The following is an 18,534-nucleotide window of genomic DNA, read 5'->3' on the forward strand; positions in this document are numbered from 1 at the left end:
AGATTACGAAAGATTCAGCCATCAGTGTGGAGGAGACCCCATGAGACTGCTGACGCGACTGCTGACGCGACTGCCGATCGAGATCGCCGCTGCGGCCCTGCTCGTCGTCTGCATCGGCGCCTCCGGCGCGGCGTTTGCCGCCGGCAAATCCGGTCGCAGCGCCGACGGTCTCAGTTGCGGATTCACGGTCCCGCAGAATGCGTCGCCCGCAGCCCGCTGCGCCGCGATCAAGCGCCAATGCGGCGGCAAGTTCTACGCAAATGCGTGCGGCGACAAGCTGCTGTCCGCGGCGAATTGAGAGCCGTCTGAGGTCCGGCGGACTCAAGCCGCCTTCGTCTGCACCGTGTCGCAAAACTCCGCGAGACGACCCGCAAGCCGCAGCGTTGCCGGGCTCGCGTCCGGCGAAGCCATCAGTGCGAGCTCGGTCTTGTTGATCGGCGCAAAGCCCTCCTTCGCCGTCAGCACGCGGTGCTCGGACTGGATCGACATCTCCGACAGGATGCTCAAGCCCATGCCGGCGGCGACCGCGGCCTGGATGCCGGCGAGATTCGATGACGTATAGGCGGTGTGCCAGGCGCGGCCGGCGCTCTCCAGCGCGTGGATGGCGCCGGCACGATAGATGCAGCCGAGCGGAAAGCCGATCAGCGGCACCGACGACACGTTGACGTCGACCGGATGGCTCTTGCTGGTGACCCAGTGCACCCGCTCGGGCCACACCGCGATCGCGTCCTTTCCCCCGGCCTCGCGCTTGTAGAGCGCAAGGTCGAGCTCGCCGCGTTCGAGATCGCGGGCCAGGTGCTTGCTCTGGTCGGCGCGCACGTCGAGCCGCAGGCCCGGATGCGAGCGCGAGAACGCACCCAGCAATTTGGGCAGCCGGTACGCCGCGAAATCCTCGGGGATGCCGAGCCGGATCGCGCCTTCGCTGTCAGGCTGGCGCAGCACGTCGCGCGCCTCCTCGGCGAGCGAGAGCAATCGGCGCGCATAGGAGAGCAGCCGCTCGCCGGCCTCGGTCGGCCGCACGTCCTTGCCGTCGCGGTGCAGCAGCAACTGGCCGACATCCTCCTCCAGCCGCTTGATCTGCTGGCTCACGGTCGACTGCGTGCGGTGGACGCGGGCGCCGGCGCGGGTGAAGCCGCCGGCCTCGACCACCGAGACGAAGCTGCGCAGGAGCTCCAGGTCGAGCATGCTGGCCTCCATTGGAAAATCCACTGATGTCGAGTTAATCATTTAATTTCCAAATGACAAGCGGTCTCCCTAGATCGGGGTCCAGAAGAAAAACATCCGAGAATGCCCTCATGTCGCTCGCCACCTCGCTTTCCGCAGCCCCCAGCCGTTTCAACACGCTGCCGCTCGCCATCGGCCTGTTCTGCCTGCTCTGGAGTTACGCCTTCATCGCCGGCAAGATCGGCGTCACCCATTGCCCGCCGCTGATCCTGCTCGCCGCGCGTTTCTCGCTGGCCGGCATCTTGATCCTGGGCGCCACGCTGATCCGCGGCGACGGCTGGTCATTGTCCTGGCGCGACGCCGCCATCTTCGCCGTGCTCGGCATCGCCAACAACGCGCTCTATCTCGGCCTCGGCTACACCGGCCTGCAATCGGTCTCCGCCGGTCTCGGCGGGCTGATCGTCTCGGCCAATCCGGTGTTCACGGCGGCGCTCGCCGCGATCCTGCTCGGCGAAGGCATGACCTGGCGCAAGGCGAGCGGCCTCCTGCTCGGCGTGATCGGTGTGACGGCGATCGTCTGGCACCGCCTCTCGGTCGGCACCGATTCCCTGCACGGCATCGTCTTCACACTGGCCTCGCTGGCCTCGCTCGTGGCCGGCACCATCCTGTTCAAGCTGCTGGCGCCGAAGGGGTCGTTGTGGATCGGCAACGGCGTGCAGAACCTCGCCGCCGGCATCGTGCTGACGCCGGTCGCGCTCACCTTCGCCGATATCCATGCGATCGACTATACGCCGAGCCTGATCGGCGCCTTCGCCTTCCTCGTGCTCGGCGGCTCGATCCTCGCCTATTGGCTCTGGTTTCATCTGCTGAAGGTGTGCGGCGCCACCGCCGCCAGCGCCTATCACTTCCTGATGCCGCCGCTCGGCATGCTGTTCGCGTTCCTCGTGCTGGGCGAGCACGTCGAGGCGCGGGACCTGCTCGGCATCATTCCAGTTGCGCTCGGGATCTATCTGGTGACGCGGCCGGCCAAGGCGGCGTCGTGAGCTCAGTCTTCGTCATGGCCGGGCTTGATCCGGCCATCCACGTCTTCGTTGCCGCGCGCAAGAACGTGGATGCCCGGGACAAGCCCGGGCATGACGGCGACGAGGCAGTATGCGCCCATCAATCCTTCCGGAACACGATCGACGCCATCCAGCCCGTCATCAGCGCCATCGCCACCGTGGCCAGACCGTACAGAAACCCGTTGTGCCGTGCGGTGGTCGCGACGAACTGCTCGAAGCCGACCTTGACGATCTCGAACGCGGTCTCGGTCTTGCCGATGAATGCGCCGTTCGCAAACAGCTTGATCTCGATCTCATAGGTCCCGATCGGCACCTCCGCCGGCAGTGGAATGCCGGTGCGGAACAGCGTTGGTGTCAGGAACGTCACCGCGCTCGGATCCTCGCGATAGAGGCCGCGCTCGGTACGCAAGCGAATGAAGGCCGAGCGGAACGCATCGTTCGGCACCACGTCGGCGTAATCGCCGCCGACCCGCTGCGTCAGCAGCACGTTGTTGAGCCCGATCTGCTGCCGCCGAGCGATCTCGGGCGAGGTGATCGCGTCGAAGGGGCGGTTGGCGAACAGCGCGAGATAGCTCGGCACCTGCAGGAACTGCCGGTAGTCGGTGTTGATCCAGATGCCGAAGGTGCGCTCCTTGCGCCGTGTCACCATGTCGGCGCGCGGGCCCCTCACGGTGACGACGAGATCGTAAGCCGTGCGGTCGGCGGGCGTCGTGGCGTCCCTCTCGACCGAGCCGAACAGCACCAGCTCCTCGCCGGAATAGTTCGGTGTCACCGTGACGCGGTGGTTGGAGACCGACACGATCAGCCGCTCGGCCCGCGCAGCGCCGCCGAGCAGCAGGACGAGAACGATTGCGAGAAGCGTGCGCGTCATCCGCTCACTCCGAGCTCGCGAATGGTGAAGAGATCCGAGGGCTGGATCACCAGCTCGATCGCGAAGCGGACGCCGACCGAGAGGATCAGCAGGCCGAGCAGCAACCGCAGCTGCTCGCCGCGGATCTTCTGGCCGGCGCGGGCGCCGAACTGCGCGCCGGTGACGCCGCCGACCATCAGGATCAGCGCCAGCACGGCGTCGACGAGGTGGTTGGTCACGGCGTGCAGCATGGTCGCGAACAGCATGGTGACGAGCGTCAGCACCATCGAGGTCCCGATCACCGTCGAGGTCGGCACCCTGAGCAGATAGATCATGATCGGCACCAGGATGAAGCCGCCGCCGATGCCCATGATGGCGCCGATGAAGCCGATCACGATGCCGACCACCACGACCGGAATCACCGAGAGATAGATCTTCGAGCGCTTGAACCGCATCTTCAGCGGCAGGCCGTGGATCCAGTTGTGCGTGCGTCGCGGCGGCAGCGCGCCGCGCCGGGTCCGCATCAACGCGCGCAGGCCCTCGGAGAACATCAGGCTGCCGACGGTGGTGAGCAGCACGACGTAGGAGAGCGCGATCATCAGGTCGAGCTGGCCGAGCGCGCGCAGCTGCGTGAACGTCCAGACGCCGAGCGCCGTGCCGGTCACGCCGCCGCAGAGCAGGACGCTTGCCAGTGCAGGATCGATCGCGCGCCGCCGCCAGTAGGACAGCGCGCCGGAAAAGGACGAGGCCGCGATGTGGCTCGCGACGGAGGCGACCGCCACCGCCGGCGTGATGCCGATGAAGATCAGCAGCGGCGTCATCAGGAAGCCGCCGCCGATTCCGAACATGCCCGAGACGAAGCCGACCGCGGCGCCCATGACGAGCACCAGGAAGACGTTGACCGGAAGATCGGCGATCGGAAGGTAGAGCTGCATTGAACCACGCACCGGCGAGACGGATCGACGAACGCGGAATGCTCGCGGAAAGGACGGAACGATTGCCGCGCCCCTCAATAGCGGACTTTGCCTGCGGGCGGGACCGGGAACTTCGCGCGTGGTGAATGGGCGCGGCGAGAGCGTGACCAAACCGGGCGAGATCGTTGCGACCACAAGGGTACGCTCCCTCCCCCGCTTCGGGGCAGGGCTATCGCATTTGAGAGCCTTCCCCTGTGGCCATCCTTCGAGACGCCCGCCTTTGGCGGGCCCTCAGGATGAGGGCTAAGTGCGCGGCAGCAGTTTCAGCGGGCACCGGTGCCACTTAGCCTCATCCTGAGGAGACCGCGAAGCGGTCGTCTCGAAGGACGAGGCGCGCGCTCAGGCTCCGCCAGGAACGACTGTTCAAGAGGAGAAAATCCCCACCCGGCGCTACGCGCCGACCTCTCCCGCACGCGGGCGAGGTGCACCGAGTCCGTGGCTGGCTTGGTTCGATCTCGTTACTATGCGGCTCAATTCGCGGCCGAAGCCGAGCGCTTGGTCGCGACGGCCTTCGGCGCCGGCTTTGCGCTTGCCTGCGACGCGGTGTCCCAGCCGCCGGCGGGCGCTGCGACATTGACGGCATCGTCGGGCTGCGGCTCGGGGCTGAAAGTCTGGATCGCGAGCTTGGCGGCGGCGAGCGATTGCGGGTCGAGGCGCTTGGCGACGTCGTCGCGCTTGCCGGCCGCGTCCGCATCGCCCTGCGCGGCCGCCAGGCTGAACCATTTGTAGGATTCGGCGAGGTTCTGCTCGACGCCGATGCCGCGAGCATAGAGGATGCCGAGGTTGAACTGGCTGTCGGCGACGCCGCGATCGGCCGCCTTGCGGAACCACTGCGCCGCGCTCCTGTAATTGGCGCCGCGCCCACCGCCGTCGGCGTCGAGCACCGCGAGATTGTGCATCGCCTTGGCGTTGCCGCGCTCGGCGGCCTGGGTGTAGTAGCGGCGGGCGATGTCGGCGTCCTTCTTCACGCCAAGGCCCTTTTCGTAGAGCGTGCCGAGGCGGAAGATCGCGGGCACCACGCCGGCCTGCGCCGCGCGGTCGTACCACTTCGCCGCTTCGTCGTAGTTCGTGGCAACGCCCTTTCCTTCGGCAAAGCGCACGCCGATCTCGTAGGCCGCGGTTGCATCGCCCTTCATCGCGGCGGTGCGCAAGGCCGGGCCGCCGATGCCGTCAGGCAATCTCTCGCTCGGCGGCACCTGGACGAGGCCGAGCTTGGCGCGGCTGGTGCCTGACAGCGCGCCGGTGACGTCGCTGGAGGCCGGTGGCGGGGCCGCGGCAGGCGCCGGCGGGATCTCGACGGAGGCCGAGTTGCCCGGAATGGCGGCGGGCGCCGGCGCGGCATTGATCTGGGATTGCCGTCCGATCGGCGTCGGCGACGTCATCGAAGGCGTGATCTGCTCGGGCGTGGCGGGCTTGGTCTCGACCGGGGGCGGCGGGGCCAGCGGCGCCGGCTGGCCGGACGTATCGTCCATGGCCTGCGGCGCCGGCGGCGGGCTGCCGCCTTCGAGCAGGTTCATCGCCATCTTGAAGGTGCCGAGCACGATTACGACCACGCTTGCGCCGACCAGCAGCGAGCGGATCTTCGAAGTGATGGTCGAACCGCCGTCCTTGCCCTGGTCCTTGTTCTTGGATCGGTCGGCCCCTGCCTTGGCGGCGCGGCCGGTCTTTTCCGGCTGCGCGGCGGCGGCTTGCGCGGCGCGGCGTGCGGCCGCGATGAAGCTCGACGACGACACCGGCTCTTTCGGCGCGGTGGCAATTCCGCTGATCGCGCTCTCGGAGGCGGCGATGCGCTCCGACGGCGTGGCGAGGCGTCCGCCCGGCCGTGTGCCCGGCTCGAGCGGATGATCCGGTGGCAATTCCGGCGCGAGCGCGGTCCGCGCGGGCGCGGTGTGCGGCTCCAGGATTTCGCTGATCGCACGCGGCGGCAAGGGTGGTGCGACTTGCGGTGCCGCCGGCACCGGCGGCGGCGCAACGGGCGCGGCTGCGTGGAATTCGCGCGGCGCGGCGACGAAGGCGGCTTGCGCACCCTGCGTGGCGGCGGGATTGGGCAGCTCGGGCTTCGGATCGTATTTCGGCTGCTGCGGTTGTGGCCGCGGCTCGCGCGCCATCGGCGCCGGCTCCATCGGAGCGGCCATCGGCATCGGCTGCGGCGCCGGCACGGTGCGCACCGCGCGCAGATCGCCCTCGATCATCGAGAGGCGATCGACGACGTGGCCGAGCGCGCTGTGGACGGCCTCGAGCGAGTCCTGGGTGTGCCGGGTGGTCTCGGCCTGGCTGAAGCGGATGTCGGAGAGCTCGCGCTTGACGAGATCGACCATGCCGGAATCTGCGAGCGGTGCGGAGTTGCGGCTCTCGGCCAGCGCGGCATAGGTCGCCTGCTGCCGCTCCAGGTGGCGCAGGATGTCGTGCAGCCCGTCCTCGACGCGGCTCAGATTGCCGTTGTGCGGATCGGAGGCGGCTTCGATCCGTTCCAGCAGATAGGAGACGCGCTGTTCGAGATGCGCGAAGGTGGACGCGGAATCGCTGCCGACCTGCATGCGGTCGAAACGGTCCGACAGCGCGCGGATCGCGGCTTCGAGGTGCTCGGTGCTCTCGGATGGCTGAGGCCGTTCGCGGGTTTCGAGCGCGGCGGTGAGCGCGGCGATGCGCTGCTCCAGCACCGCGAAGCTGTCGCCGTGGCCGGAGGCGCGGGTGACCTGGTCGACCTTGGACGACAGCAGCTGCACGTCCTCGGAAAGCCGTGCCAGCGCCTCGTTGGAGGCCACGTTCGAGACGATGCCGCGCAGCGCCGAGATCGCGCCTTCGAGCTGCTGCACTGTCGAGGGATCGTCATTGGCGCGCAGGATCAGATCGAGCTTGGCGCCGAGATTGCGGATCGCCTCGTCGTAGCCGGTGAGCTGCTCGGCCGGCGTCAGCGTGCGCAGCACCTGCTTGATGTCGGACAGCGCATGCTCGATGCCGGAGAGGACCTGGCCGTCGGTGCCGTTGGACCGTGTCTCGTCGATGCGACGGTGCAGCGAGCGGATCTCGTTCTCGATCGATTCGATCGCGCGGCGCGGCATCGCCTCGGTGATGGCGGCACGGATTTCGGCAAGCTCGCTGCGGAAGGCGTTGATCGCCTGCTCGGTATTGTCGGGACGCTGCAGCGACTCGATCTGGCTCGTGATCTTGAGCAGGTGGCGCTCGAGCGATGAAAAATCCGGCCCCGGCTGCGGTGGCGGCGGCGCGTAGGCAGGCGCCGGCGGGGCCATGGGCGGTGCGTAAGGAGCGGCGGGCGCAAGCGAAGGCGCGGCACGCGGCGGCATCTGCCTGGGCGCAAAGCCGTCGAGCTCGCTCTGGCGCGCGGTGATCTCGGCGACCGCGACGTCGAACGAAGCCGGGCTCAGGGGTGGTGAGCTGCGATAGACCTGCGCGGCCGCGCGCTCGACCGCATCCTGGCGCTGGCGCGTGTCGGCCGGGGCGGGGCGGGGGGGCTGCGGCTGCCGCTGCGGGCGGGAGATTTGCGACAGGCGCGCATCGAGCCGCGAGATCGCATCGTTGAGCTGACGCGCGACGCCCTGCTCGCGCGAGACGTCTGGTCTTGAAGAGTCCTGGCGCGGGGCGGGCTTGGAAATCCGTTCGATCTGCTGGGTGATCGCGTCGAGCCGCTGGTGGATGTCCGCGACTTCGCGGCTCTCCTGACTGGGGCCTTGGCTCGGCATGTGCTGCGGACGCTGGTCGTAGGCTGCGCGAAAGTTCGGCGGGGCCGTCTCGCCGAGCGTGGAGCTCAGCCAATCGTTGAGTGACATGCCGGCTCTGCGCGCAGCAGCTTCGGCCCGCTCCCGGACGGATGGATCGATGCCGTCAACACTCCACGATACGCGCGAATTCATGACTCTGTCCGGTTCCGACTCCGGCGCCCCACCCGGCGCCTCCAGCCTCCCCACGCGCCCCGGTTGCAAAGACAATCGAATTTGGCGCGGGTCGTCTGCCTCGAAAACCGACTTTTTCCTGTTACGGTAAATAACGAGTTAAGGAATGCGGCGCCGCTGTCTTAAAGTTGGGCGGAACAGCGAGCCCCGGAACAAGGTGCGCTCCGCTTGCGGGAGAGGGTTGGGGGAGAGAGTGCTTCCGCAATCGAGAACCCCGAAGAGGAGAAAGCGCTCACCCGCGCCTTCGGCGCGACCTGTCCTGCAAGCGAGCGCTTTGCATAATTCGGAACGAAACCGAATGCACCGGAATCGAAACGAGAACTGACCAGATTCGTTTGCAGAACATCGCTCTAGTTCCGCCCCATTTTGCAAAGCTCTCGCAAGCGAGAGATGTGGGCACCGCCGAGGCCGAACCTAGCCCTTCCCGCGCTTCCCATCCGCCAGCGGCACTACCGTGGCCTTGCCACTCATCGCCGACAGCGCCTCGAGCGCGGCTTAGCGACCTGGCGGGTGCAAGCGCGTGTCCAGTGCGAATGGCTCCTGAGATCTCAGCTTGTAGGCGCCCGCCGCATTTGCGGCCGTGAAGATCAAATTCCAGCTCGCCGTCGAGACCACGCTCGGAATCACGATGAACCTGTGTTTCGCAAGCAGCTCATCCCCGAATGCCTGCTGGCCGGCGCTCGGTATCCCCGGCCTCAGCCAGTTGGGATTTGGAACGGTATTGGGCTCGACGACGAATACACCCGCTGGATCGATCGCTGTGGCCGTGATCACATGGGACACCATGTCCAACGCGCGAAATCCCTTATGAACGGCGACCTCCAGAATCGCCGTCGCGGGATCGATCGAACAGTAAACCGTGCGAACTCCTTTGCTGTTCCAGCGGCCTCCGACGAGAAACGCGCCCTCTCCACTGTCCCAGGTCGCAGCATATTTGGATTGATCCAGACGCCAAGCCACCAGCTCGGAGCCGCCGAGCGATGCGGGGAGCGGTGTCACGCGTAAACGCCATACTCAAGCCGTGCGAGAAAATCCTCGACGAGTTCAACCCCGGCAGGTGTGGCTAACAGATCAATCGGCTTGCGTTGATCGAGGCCAATGGCCGGGCGCTCCAGCCACTGCTCAGCCTCCTCCTTCGATCCGAGGACCGAAGTGGCTTTCGCCAATATTTCTGCGAGCTTCCACGCGCGCCCGCTCTGTTCAGGGCTGAGCTGCCGGATATTTTCAGCCGTGTGCCGCTGGTAGGTTCTATGGCTCATTCCGATCGCCTTGGCGAAAGAATCGTCCCAGCGGAGAAATGCGAAATTTGCGACCAGATACACCAGCGCCTTGGATGGGAGGCCACTCACGAGAATTTCGTGAGCCTCTAGTGGGCTCTTGGGCATCTTCCGAAAGGTGGAAGTTCCCCCGAGAAGCCGTGTGACGGCCGCCAGCCGGGCAATTTCAGGGGATTGAGCAAGTTCGTCCATCAGCATCAGTCTCGCCACTTGTCGCTCAAAATATGACAAGTGTCGAAATGATTTTCAAGGGCGGGGCACCAATTCTTGGTCGGGCTCGGCCCCTCAGCCCTTCTCGCGCTTGCCATCCTCGATCGGCACCACGGTGGCCTTGCCGCTCATCGCCGACAGCGCCTCGAGCGCTTCCTCGCAGAAGTCGGCCACCATCTGCTCGTGCCGGGCCCCCAGGCGGAGCAGGAGCAGGTTGCCGAGGTCGAGCTTGCCCTCTGCCGTGCCGTCCGGAAAGCGCTTCTTCAGGATGCGCTCGTAATTGGCGTGGCGGTCGCGGTGGTGCTCGAGCCGGGCCATCAAATCGGCGCGCAGCGGCTCGATGTCGATGCTGTCGAGCGCATGGAGGCGGACCAGGAGGTCGTCCTTGGTCGAGGCCGGCGTGCTTGGCCGCGCGGCCCAGTGCCGCAGCGCTGTTCGGCCCTCCGGAGTGAGCGTATAAACCAGCTTGTTGGGCTTGCCTGATTGCACGACCTCGCGGCCCTGGATGTAGCCGCGGTCGCGCAGCTTGGAGAGTTCGCGGTAGATCTGCTGGTGGTCGGCCTTCCAGAAGAAGCCGATCGAGGAATCGAACGTCTTGGCGAGCTCGTAGCCCGTCATCGGACGTTCCGTCAGGCATGCGAGGATCGCGTCGCCCAGTGCCATGACCGGTCTCCTGTTTTCGACCTTGTGGCTTGACTTTATGCGCATCGGCGCATATGCGTCAATGTGCATATGAGGCGGCTGAAGGGCCGGGCGAAAGACCCGTCCTGAAAACCCAGCGGAATCAACCCTTTCGCTACTGTGCATGGGGTTGTTTTCGCGTTTTTTGCCAAGGCTCCTGGAAAGCCCTTTAGGGAGGCACCCGAGAATGACCGGCCTCGATTCCTGGTACGCCTACATGAAGTCTCATGACCGCACCGCGCTCTGGGATCTTCTGCACCCCGATGCCGTGTTCGAAAGCCCCGTCGTTCACACGCCGCAGCGCGGCCGCGACATCACCTTCAAATATCTCTCCAGTGCCGAACAGGTGCTCGGCGGTCCGACCTTCACCTATGTGGGTGAGTGGAGGAACGAGCGCGGCGCCGTGCTCGAATTCAAGACCATGATCGACGGCATCGAGATCAACGGCGTCGACATCATCAGCTTCGACGGCGAGGGACGCATCACGCACTTCAAGGTGATGGTGCGTCCGCTCAAGGCGATCAACATGCTGCACCGTCTGATGGCGGAGCAGCTGGCTGCCCAATCATGATACTGCCCTGAGTTGCCGAACCCGCTAAGCTCGCGGGCGAACGCGCCGCAGGAACCGCACGAACATCATTTCAAGGCCCATGCCGGGAGAACCCCATGCCGATCTATAAAGCCCCCGTCGAAGACGTGAACTTCCTGCTCAACGACGTCTTCCAGATCGACCGCTACGACAATCTGCCGGGCTTCTCCGATGCGTCGAGCGACGTGCGCGAGGCGATCCTCGGCGAAGCCGCCAAGCTCGCCGAAGAGGTGCTGCAGCCGCTGAATCGCGTGGGTGATCTCGAAGGCTGCAAGCGCGCCGACGACGGCAGCGTCACCACGCCGAAAGGCTTCAAGGAAGCGTTCAAGCAGGTCGTCGAGGGCGGCTGGCTCGGCCTGTCGGCGCCGACCGAATATGGCGGCCAGGGCCTTCCGGTGACGCTGAGCCAGGCGGTCAACGAATTCCAGATCTCCGCCAACATGGCGTTCTCGATGTATGGCGGTCTGACCATGGGCGCGACCGCGGCGCTGCTGGTGCACGGCACGCCCGAGCAGAAGAAGATCTACGTCCCGAAGATGGTGGCCGGCGAATGGACCGGCACCATGAACCTCACCGAGCCGCATTGCGGCACCGACCTCGGCATGCTCCGCACCAAGGCGGTGCGCCAGGCGGACGGCAGCTTCAGGATCACGGGCACCAAGATCTTCATCTCGGCCGGCGAGCACGATCTCGCCGACAACATCATCCATCTCGTGCTCGCCCGCATCGAGGGCGCGCCGGCCGGCATCAAGGGCGTGTCGCTGTTCGTGGTGCCGAAATTCCTGGTGAACGCCGATGGTTCGATCGGGCAGCGCAACGGCGTCGTCTGCGGCTCGATCGAGCACAAGATGGGCATCCACGGCAATTCCACCTGCGTGATGAACTACGACAACGCCACCGGCTGGCTGATCGGCGAAGAGAACAAGGGCATGCAGGGCATGTTCGTGATGATGAACGAGGCCCGTCTCGGCGTCGCCGTGCAGGGCCTCGCGCAGTCCGAGGTCGCCTATCAGAACGCCGTCGCCTATGCCCGCGAGCGCATCCAGGGCCGTTCCCTCACCGGCGTCAAGGCGCCGGACAAGCCGGCCGATCCGATCATCGTGCATCCCGACGTGCGCCGCACGCTGCTGTCGATCCGCGCATTCAACGAGGCCGCGCGCGCCTTCGTGATCTGGACCGCGCTGAAGAGCGACGTCGCCCACCGCTCCGAGGATCCCAAGGACCGCCAGGCCGCGGACGACCATATGGGCCTGATGACGCCGGTGCTGAAGGGCTTCCTCACCGACTACGGCTTCGCCAACGCGGTGCAGGCGCAGCAGATGTATGGCGGACACGGCTATATCGCCGAGCAGGGCATGGAGCAGTTCGTGCGCGATGCGCGTATCGCCATGATCTACGAAGGCGCCAACGGCATCCAGGCGCTCGACCTCGTCGGTCGCAAGCTGCCGCGCGACGGCGGCCGCGCCATCATGGCCTTCTTCGGCGAGGTGATGGCCTTCGCCAAGGAGAATGGCGGCGACGAGGCACTGAAGCCCTTCATCACGCCGCTCTCCACCTCGCTCGGCCACCTCCAGCAGGCCACGACGTGGCTGATGCAGAATGCGATGGCGAAGCCGGACAATGCCGGCGCTGCCGCAACCGACTACCTGCATCTCTTCGGCTTCGTCGCGCTCGGCTATATGTGGGCGAAGATGGCCAAGGTGACGAATGCCAAGATTGCCGAGAGCGGGGCGACGCCCTATCTCTCGACCAAGCTGGTCACCGGCCGTTTCTTCATGGAGCGGATGCTGCCGGAGACCGCGGCCAATCTCGCGCGCATCCAGGCCGGATGCGCCACCATCATGGAATTGCCGGCGGAAGCTTTCTGAGGCCTGCTCCCGCCGCCGTTTCCCAATAGCTTTCAAACATCACATCAGGAGGGCGTCATGCCTGAGGCATTCATCTACGACCACGTTCGCACCCCGCGCGGCCGCGGCAAGGCGGACGGCGCGCTGCACGAGGTCACGGCGCTCGCGCTCGCCACCGTGCCGCTGAAGGCGCTGAAGGACCGCAACAATCTTCCGGAAGATTCCGTCGACGACGTCATCCTCGGCGTGGTCGATCCCGTCGGTGAAGCCGGATCCGACATCGCGCGCTTCGCCGCGCTCAAGGCGGGCCTCGGCGACGCCGTTCCCGGCGTGCAGATCAGCCGGTTCTGCGCCTCCGGCCTCGATGCTGTGAACTTCGCTGCGGCGCAGATCATGAGCGGCCAGCATGAACTGGTGATCGGTGGCGGCGCCGAATCCATGAGCCGCGTCGGCATCGGCGCCTCCGGCGGCGCATGGCCGATGGATCCCTCGATCGCGGTGCCGGCCTATTTCATGCCGCAGGGCGTCTCGGCCGATCTGATCGCGACCAAATACGGTTTCTCGCGTGACGACGTCGACGCCTACGCCGTGCAAAGCCAGCAGCGCGCGGCCAAGGCCTGGGACGAGGGGCGCTTCGACAAGTCGGTCGTGCCGGTGAAGGACATCAACGGCCTCACCATCCTCGCCAAGGACGAGCACATGCGTCCCTCGACCACGATGCAGTCGCTGGCGCAGCTGCAGCCGTCGTTCACCATGATGGCGCAGATGGGCGGCTTCGACGGTGTCGCGGTGCAGTCGCATCCCGAGATCGAGCGCGTCAACTACGTGCATCACGCCGGCAATTCGTCGGGCATCGTCGACGGTGCCGGCGCCGTGCTGCTCGGCAGCAAGGAAGCGGGTGCGAAGTACGGCATGAAGCCGCGCGCGAAGATTCGCGCCTTTGCCAACATCGGCTCCGAGCCGGCGATGATGCTGACCGGTCCGGTCGACGTCACCGAAAAGCTGTTTGCGCGCTCGGGCATGAAGAAGTCCGACATCGACCTGTTCGAGCTCAACGAGGCCTTCGCCTCCGTCGTGCTGCGCTACATCCAGGCCTTCGACATCGACAGCGCCAAGATCAACGTCAATGGTGGTGCCATCGCGCTCGGCCATCCGCTCGGGGCCACCGGCGCGATGATCCTCGGCACCGTGCTCGACGAGCTCGAGCGCACCAACAAATCCACCGCCCTTGTCACGCTGTGCATCGGCGGCGGCATGGGCACCGCGACCATCATCGAGCGGGTGTAACTTCTTCCCCTCTCCCCTTGTGGGAGAGGGTGGCGCGAACACGCGAAGCGGGTTCGGGCCGGGTGAGGGGTCTGTCTCCGCGGATGCAGACCCCTCACCCCCTCGCTTCGCTCGGACCCTCTCCCACAAGGGGAGAGGGCAAGACGAGACCCCCATCAACCGCCGCGCCTGAGATCGGCTGCGGCACCGAGGAGCAACCAGCATGGCCTACAAGAATTTCAAGGTTGAGACCGACGCAGACGGCATCGCGCTCGTCACCTGGGACATCCCGGGCCGTTCGATGAACGTGCTCGACGAGACCTCGACCAATGAGCTCGAGGCGATCGTGAAGGAAACGACGGCAGACGCCGCGGTGAAGGGTGTCGTCATCACCTCCGCGAAAGAGGCGTTCTGTGCAGGCGCCGACCTGTCGATGCTCGAAGGCATGAACCAGGCCTATGCGAAGGTCTTCAAGGAGCAGGGCGAGACCGCGGCGAACCAGATGCTGTTCGACCAGAGCCGCCGCTTCTCGCTGGTGCTGCGTTCGATCGAGACGTCGGGCAAGCCGTGGGCGGCCGCGATCAACGGCCTCGCGCTCGGCGGTGGCTTCGAGATCACGCTGTGCTGCCACTATCGCGTCGCCGCTGAGAATCCCAAGACCCGCCTCGGCCTGCCCGAGGTCAAGGTCGGCCTGTTCCCCGGTGCCGGCGGAACGCAGCGTGTGCCGCGCCTGGTGCCGCCGCAGGATGCGATGACGATCCTGCTCAAGGGCGATCCCGTCACGGTCGAGAAGGCTAAGGCGCTGAACCTCATTCACGCCGTGGTGCCCGCCGCCGACCTCGTCAAGGCGGCGAAGGACTGGATCAAGGGCGGCGGCAAGGCCGTCGCGCCCTGGGACGAGAAGGGCTTCAAGCTTCCGGGCGGTCCGGTGTTCTCCAAGGCCGGCATGATGATGTTCCCGGCCGGCAACGCGATCTACCGCCGCGAGACCTACGACAATTATCCGGCGGCGCGTGCGATCATGAGCTGCGTCTATGAGGGCCTGCAGCTGCCGATCGACGCCGCGCTGCGCGTGGAGTCGCGCTACTTCGCCTCGGTGCTGCGCTCGAAGGAAGCGGCCGCGATGATCCGCAGCCTGTTCCTGTCGATGCAGGAATTGAACAAGGGCGCCCGCCGCCCGAAGGACGTGCCGCCGACCAAGGTGAAGAAAATCGCCGTCATCGGCGCCGGCTTCATGGGCGCCAGCGTCGGCTATGTCTCGGCCCGCGCCGGTCTCGACGTCGTCCTGATCGACCGCGACCAGGAGAGCGCCGACAAGGGCAAGGCGCATGCGCAGAAGGTGATCGAAGAGCAGATCAAGAAGGGCCGCGCCAAGCCCGGGGATGCCGAAGCGCTGCTCGCGCGCATCACGCCGACCGCGGACTATGCCGCGCTGAAGGACGTCGACCTCGTCATCGAGGCCGTGTTCGAGGACCGCAAGGTGAAGGCCGAGACCTTCGCCAAGGCGCAGCAATATCTCAAGCCGGACGTGATCTTCGCCTCGAACACCTCGACCCTGCCGATCACCTCGCTGGCCGAGGGCTTCAAGGACCAGGGCAAGTTCGTCGGCATCCACTTCTTCTCTCCGGTCGAGAAGATGATGCTGGTCGAGATCATCAAGGGCAAGAACACCGGCGATCTCGCGCTTGCGACCGCGCTCGACTACGTCCGGCAGATCGGCAAGACGCCGATCGTCGTGAACGACTCTCGCGGCTTCTTCGCCAACCGCTGCGTCGGCCGCTACGTCGCCGAAGGCAACGAGATGTTCCTGGAAGGCGTGCCGCCGGCGATGATCGAGAACTGCGCCAAGATGGCCGGCATGCCGGTCGGCCCGCTCTCGCTCTCGGACGAAGTTGCGCTCGACCTCGGCCTCAAGATCATGAAGGCGACGGAGGCCGATCTCGGCCCCAACGCCATCAATCCCGATCAGAAGAAGCTGATGGTGGAGATGGTCGAGAAGCAGGGCCGCCTCGGCCGCAAGAACAGCAAGGGCTTCTACGATTACCCCGAGAAGGGCAAAGGCCAGAAGAGCCTGTGGCCGGGCTTGTCAGCGCTGCAGCCGAAGCAGCTCGACCCTGACACGCTCGACATCGAGGAGCTGAAGCAGCGCTTCCTGGTGGTGCAGGCGGTGGAGGCCGCGCGCACGGTGGAGGACCACGTCATCACTGATCCACGCGAGGCGGATGTCGGCTCGATCCTCGGTTTCGGTTTCGCGCCGTTCACCGGCGGCACGCTGTCCTACATCGACTTCATGGGCACGAAGAAGTTCGTCGAGCTCTGCCGCAAGCTCGAGGCGAAATACGGCTCGCGCTTCACCCCGCCGAAGCTGCTCGAGGAGATGGCTGCGAAGGGCGAGACCTTCTACGGCCGCTTCGCGCCGAAGAAGGCGGCGGCCTGAGAGAGACCTGTAGCCCGGATGGAGCGTGAGCGAAATCCGGGCACGCAGAGCCAAAAGGCCGGATCATTGATCCGGCCTTTTTATTTTCCGTCGCCGAACGGCGAGAATGCGCGCCCCGATACGGTCTCGCCGGCGAGACTGGCCGTCCAGCTGCCTTCGTCGCCGCGGCCGATGCGCACTTCAAAACGCCAGCCATTCTGGTTGGTGAAAGCGATGTCTGCGCCGCGCTTCGTCCTGGCGTAGCTGCACCGATATTCGGTCGGCCGGTCCGGAAAGACGATCTTTCCTTCCCTACTCTCGAACACGGCCGCGGTGGTCTGTGGATGGATCATGAAGATGCAATCGCGCTGCGGCGCGACCGGCGTCGACAAGCCGAGAATCGCGAGCGGCGCGCCGGCGGTCATGAGGACGATCATGTTCATGAGGCAACTGTCTCCAGGAGATGATCCTTCGACGTCGTCGCCGATCACATGGTTCACGATGAAAAAGGCTGGATCATCCACGCCAGAATCCTGCCGCAGCCACGCTCCGCCCTGGCACCGCTCTTGCTGATGTTTCCCCGGATGGCCCATTGGCATTGAAGGTGTCCCGCAATGATCCCCACCGTGTCTCAAGACAGCGCAGCCGGCGTTGCGGTAAGATACGCCCCCCTGCTGCTTGTGGGTCGGTCGTGGCGCCGCCGCGGGCTCCTCCGGCGGCGCAGAAAAATTCCCTCGTGGTTCGGCCTGGTCCTACTCGTTCTCCTTCTCGATATCGCGATGGCCGTGCTTGCCTGGTTCGCCGTCGATGTCGTCCTGCATTGAGAGCTCGCCCCTGTACAGGTAGAACGTCGCCGCCAAATAGGCGAGCTGGCCGGCAATCAGGCAGCCGACGACGATCGGAACGCCCGTCCAAAATCCAAAGCCTGAGCTCTGAAGGACCGTTGCTGTAACGATCGCGGTCGCCGGCGAGACCAGCAGCAGAGTCCAGACTCGGAAGATGAGCCCCGTCGCAAGGCCAGTGATTGCGCTCGCGAGCAGGAGAAGGAGTACAGCCGTCACAATAGCTTCCCGGTCCAGTCCAGTGGTCTGCGTCGTGTTCCCGCGCTGAAGCTGAGCCAAGTGGAGTGCTCTCACAAGGATGGTGACGGCCGCGGAGTGCACAACGCAGAGTTATTGTTAACCCTGACAATGCTCGTAAAATTGCAGTCAGCGCATCGCGAATCTTCGGATTCAGCGAATGGCGCAAGCAGAGCGCCGGATCATCGATCCCAGTCTTCGTCGCTTCGCCTGTCCTGCTCGGTGAACGGCGGACCAAAGCTCCCGCGCAGCTCGGAGGTGAGGAATTTCAGCTTGTGGTGCTCGGAACTGTCGCGGGCTGGCGCCAGCGCCTCGGGCGAGGCCTGACGGCGATCTTCTGGACAATCACCGGGCCTTCGGTCACGATCTCGCCGCTGTCGAGGCCCGGCGCAGGGCCTAGCCCCCAGGGGTCAGCTTCAGATAGTCCTCGCCCATTTTCGAGCTTCCTGGCGCCGATTCGACCTCGACCATCTCATAGGGCAGGCCGGCCGACAGGAGGGCCATGGGGATGGCGAGCAGGCACCGGTCGAATCCTGCGGTTTCGCGGAATTCCGCCTGATGCTTGGTTCGGCCGAAAGAGCAACTACATGCACCTGCTTGAAATAGTCAAGATTGATGCAGGTGCATCAAATGGAGTAAGAGACGGGCGACGAACTTGAGCGGGACCATGAAACGCAAACCATCGACCGAGGCAACAGCCGCCTGGATCCGCCTGATGCGGGTGCAGAGCCGCGTGCTCGATTGCGTCGAGCAGGACTTGAAGAAGGCCGGCTTCCCACCGCTGGCCTGGTATGATGCGCTGCTCGAATTGTCGCGGGCGCCCTCGGGCGAGCTGCGGCCGGTCGAACTCGAGCGGCAGATGCTGATCCCGCAATATTCCACCTCGCGGCTGATCGACCGCCTGGTCGACGAGGGCCTAGCCTCGCGGCGCGAATGCAAGATCGACAAGCGCGGCCAGTTCGTCGAGATCACGGAAGCCGGCCGCGAGTTGCAGAAGCGGATGTGGGGCGCCTATTCGGCTGCGATCGAGAAATATGTCGGCTCGAAACTGTCCGATGCCGACGCCGTCAAGCTCAGCAATCTGCTCGATCGCCTGGGCTGCTCGTGCGGCGAGGTGAAACTGCCGCCCGCGGGCGTCAACGAAAGCATGCCGTCGCGATGATCGCGCGGCAAACCGCTCGTCCGCGCAACCGGTGGGTTCGCGGGCCA

16 protein-coding genes are annotated in these 18,534 nt (G+C 65.7%); 7 read left to right on the plus strand and 9 right to left on the minus strand.

Features of this window, described 5'->3' with window-relative positions; all coding sequences use genetic code 11:
• Window positions 1-40: 40 nt before the first annotated feature.
• Window positions 41-298, plus strand: a complete 258-nt coding sequence (locus FJV43_RS20770) for a hypothetical protein (RefSeq protein WP_239620390.1) — start codon at window positions 41-43, stop codon at window positions 296-298.
• A gap of 23 nt (window positions 299-321) precedes the next feature.
• Here FJV43_RS20770 and FJV43_RS20775 read toward each other — a convergent pair whose 3' ends face one another.
• Window positions 322-1,185, minus strand: coding sequence for a LysR substrate-binding domain-containing protein (locus FJV43_RS20775; RefSeq protein ID WP_239629532.1), 864 nt, complete (start codon window positions 1,183-1,185; stop codon window positions 322-324).
• Between the two features lie 110 nt (window positions 1,186-1,295).
• Between FJV43_RS20775 and FJV43_RS20780 the strand changes: the two genes are divergently transcribed.
• Window positions 1,296-2,207: a DMT family transporter gene (locus tag FJV43_RS20780; RefSeq protein WP_239620392.1), complete on the plus strand. Its 912-nt coding sequence runs from the start codon at window positions 1,296-1,298 to the stop codon at window positions 2,205-2,207.
• A 118-nt stretch (window positions 2,208-2,325) separates the two neighbouring features.
• Here FJV43_RS20780 and FJV43_RS20785 read toward each other — a convergent pair whose 3' ends face one another.
• The 6 genes from FJV43_RS20785 to FJV43_RS20810 all read right to left on the minus strand — a co-directional run bounded on the left by FJV43_RS20785 (window position 2,326) and on the right by FJV43_RS20810 (window position 10,110).
• The gene (locus FJV43_RS20785) at window positions 2,326-3,096 is read right to left on the minus strand and encodes a TIGR02186 family protein (RefSeq protein WP_239620393.1); all 771 of its coding nucleotides are present in this window, start codon (window positions 3,094-3,096) and stop codon (window positions 2,326-2,328) included.
• Window positions 3,093-4,010, minus strand: coding sequence for a sulfite exporter TauE/SafE family protein (locus tag FJV43_RS20790; protein WP_239620395.1), 918 nt, complete (start codon window positions 4,008-4,010; stop codon window positions 3,093-3,095). Before FJV43_RS20790 ends, FJV43_RS20785 begins: the two co-directional genes overlap by 4 nt.
• A 509-nt stretch (window positions 4,011-4,519) precedes the next feature.
• Entirely contained in the window at window positions 4,520-7,921 is a 3,402-nt protein-coding gene (locus FJV43_RS20795) for a tetratricopeptide repeat protein (RefSeq protein ID WP_239620396.1), read from the minus strand.
• Between the two features lie 534 nt (window positions 7,922-8,455).
• Window positions 8,456-8,959 (minus strand): RES domain-containing protein, encoded by a 504-nt coding sequence (locus FJV43_RS20800; protein ID WP_239620411.1) that lies wholly within the window; start codon window positions 8,957-8,959, stop codon window positions 8,456-8,458.
• Entirely contained in the window at window positions 8,956-9,435 is a 480-nt protein-coding gene (locus tag FJV43_RS20805) for an antitoxin Xre/MbcA/ParS toxin-binding domain-containing protein (protein ID WP_239620413.1), read from the minus strand. Before FJV43_RS20805 ends, FJV43_RS20800 begins: the two co-directional genes overlap by 4 nt.
• Window positions 9,436-9,522: 87 nt before the next feature.
• Window positions 9,523-10,110, minus strand: a complete 588-nt coding sequence (locus tag FJV43_RS20810; protein WP_239620415.1) for a PadR family transcriptional regulator — start codon at window positions 10,108-10,110, stop codon at window positions 9,523-9,525.
• A 205-nt stretch (window positions 10,111-10,315) separates the two neighbouring features.
• On the opposite strand from FJV43_RS20810, the gene FJV43_RS20815 reads away from it, so the two are divergent.
• The 4 genes from FJV43_RS20815 (at window position 10,316) to FJV43_RS20830 (ending at window position 16,267) form a co-directional block, all read left to right on the plus strand.
• The gene (locus FJV43_RS20815) at window positions 10,316-10,699 is read left to right on the plus strand and encodes a nuclear transport factor 2 family protein (RefSeq protein WP_028179840.1); all 384 of its coding nucleotides are present in this window, start codon (window positions 10,316-10,318) and stop codon (window positions 10,697-10,699) included.
• A 95-nt stretch (window positions 10,700-10,794) separates the two neighbouring features.
• A complete protein-coding gene (locus FJV43_RS20820) occupies window positions 10,795-12,585 on the plus strand; it encodes an acyl-CoA dehydrogenase C-terminal domain-containing protein (protein WP_239620417.1) in 1,791 nt (596 codons plus the stop codon).
• A 57-nt stretch (window positions 12,586-12,642) separates the two neighbouring features.
• Window positions 12,643-13,851 (plus strand): acetyl-CoA C-acetyltransferase, encoded by a 1,209-nt coding sequence (locus tag FJV43_RS20825; RefSeq protein WP_239620419.1) that lies wholly within the window; start codon window positions 12,643-12,645, stop codon window positions 13,849-13,851.
• A gap of 202 nt (window positions 13,852-14,053) precedes the next feature.
• Complete coding sequence (locus tag FJV43_RS20830; protein ID WP_239620424.1) at window positions 14,054-16,267, plus strand: FAD-dependent oxidoreductase; 2,214 nt, start codon at window positions 14,054-14,056, stop codon at window positions 16,265-16,267.
• A gap of 80 nt (window positions 16,268-16,347) precedes the next feature.
• On the opposite strand, the gene FJV43_RS20835 is transcribed toward FJV43_RS20830, so the two are convergent.
• Window positions 16,348-16,845: a hypothetical protein gene (locus FJV43_RS20835; RefSeq protein WP_239620426.1), complete on the minus strand. Its 498-nt coding sequence runs from the start codon at window positions 16,843-16,845 to the stop codon at window positions 16,348-16,350.
• Between the two features lie 153 nt (window positions 16,846-16,998).
• On the minus strand, window positions 16,999-17,307 hold the full coding sequence (locus tag FJV43_RS20840; RefSeq protein ID WP_239620432.1) for a hypothetical protein: 309 nt from the start codon (window positions 17,305-17,307) through the stop codon (window positions 16,999-17,001).
• Window positions 17,308-17,992: 685 nt separating this feature from the next.
• Between FJV43_RS20840 and FJV43_RS20845 the strand changes: the two genes are divergently transcribed.
• Entirely contained in the window at window positions 17,993-18,487 is a 495-nt protein-coding gene (locus tag FJV43_RS20845) for a MarR family winged helix-turn-helix transcriptional regulator (protein WP_061882499.1), read from the plus strand.
• Window positions 18,488-18,534: the final 47 nt, after the last annotated feature.

It is taken from the genome of Bradyrhizobium sp. I71 (assembly GCF_022354745.1).
GTDB lineage: Bacteria > Pseudomonadota > Alphaproteobacteria > Rhizobiales > Xanthobacteraceae > Bradyrhizobium > Bradyrhizobium liaoningense.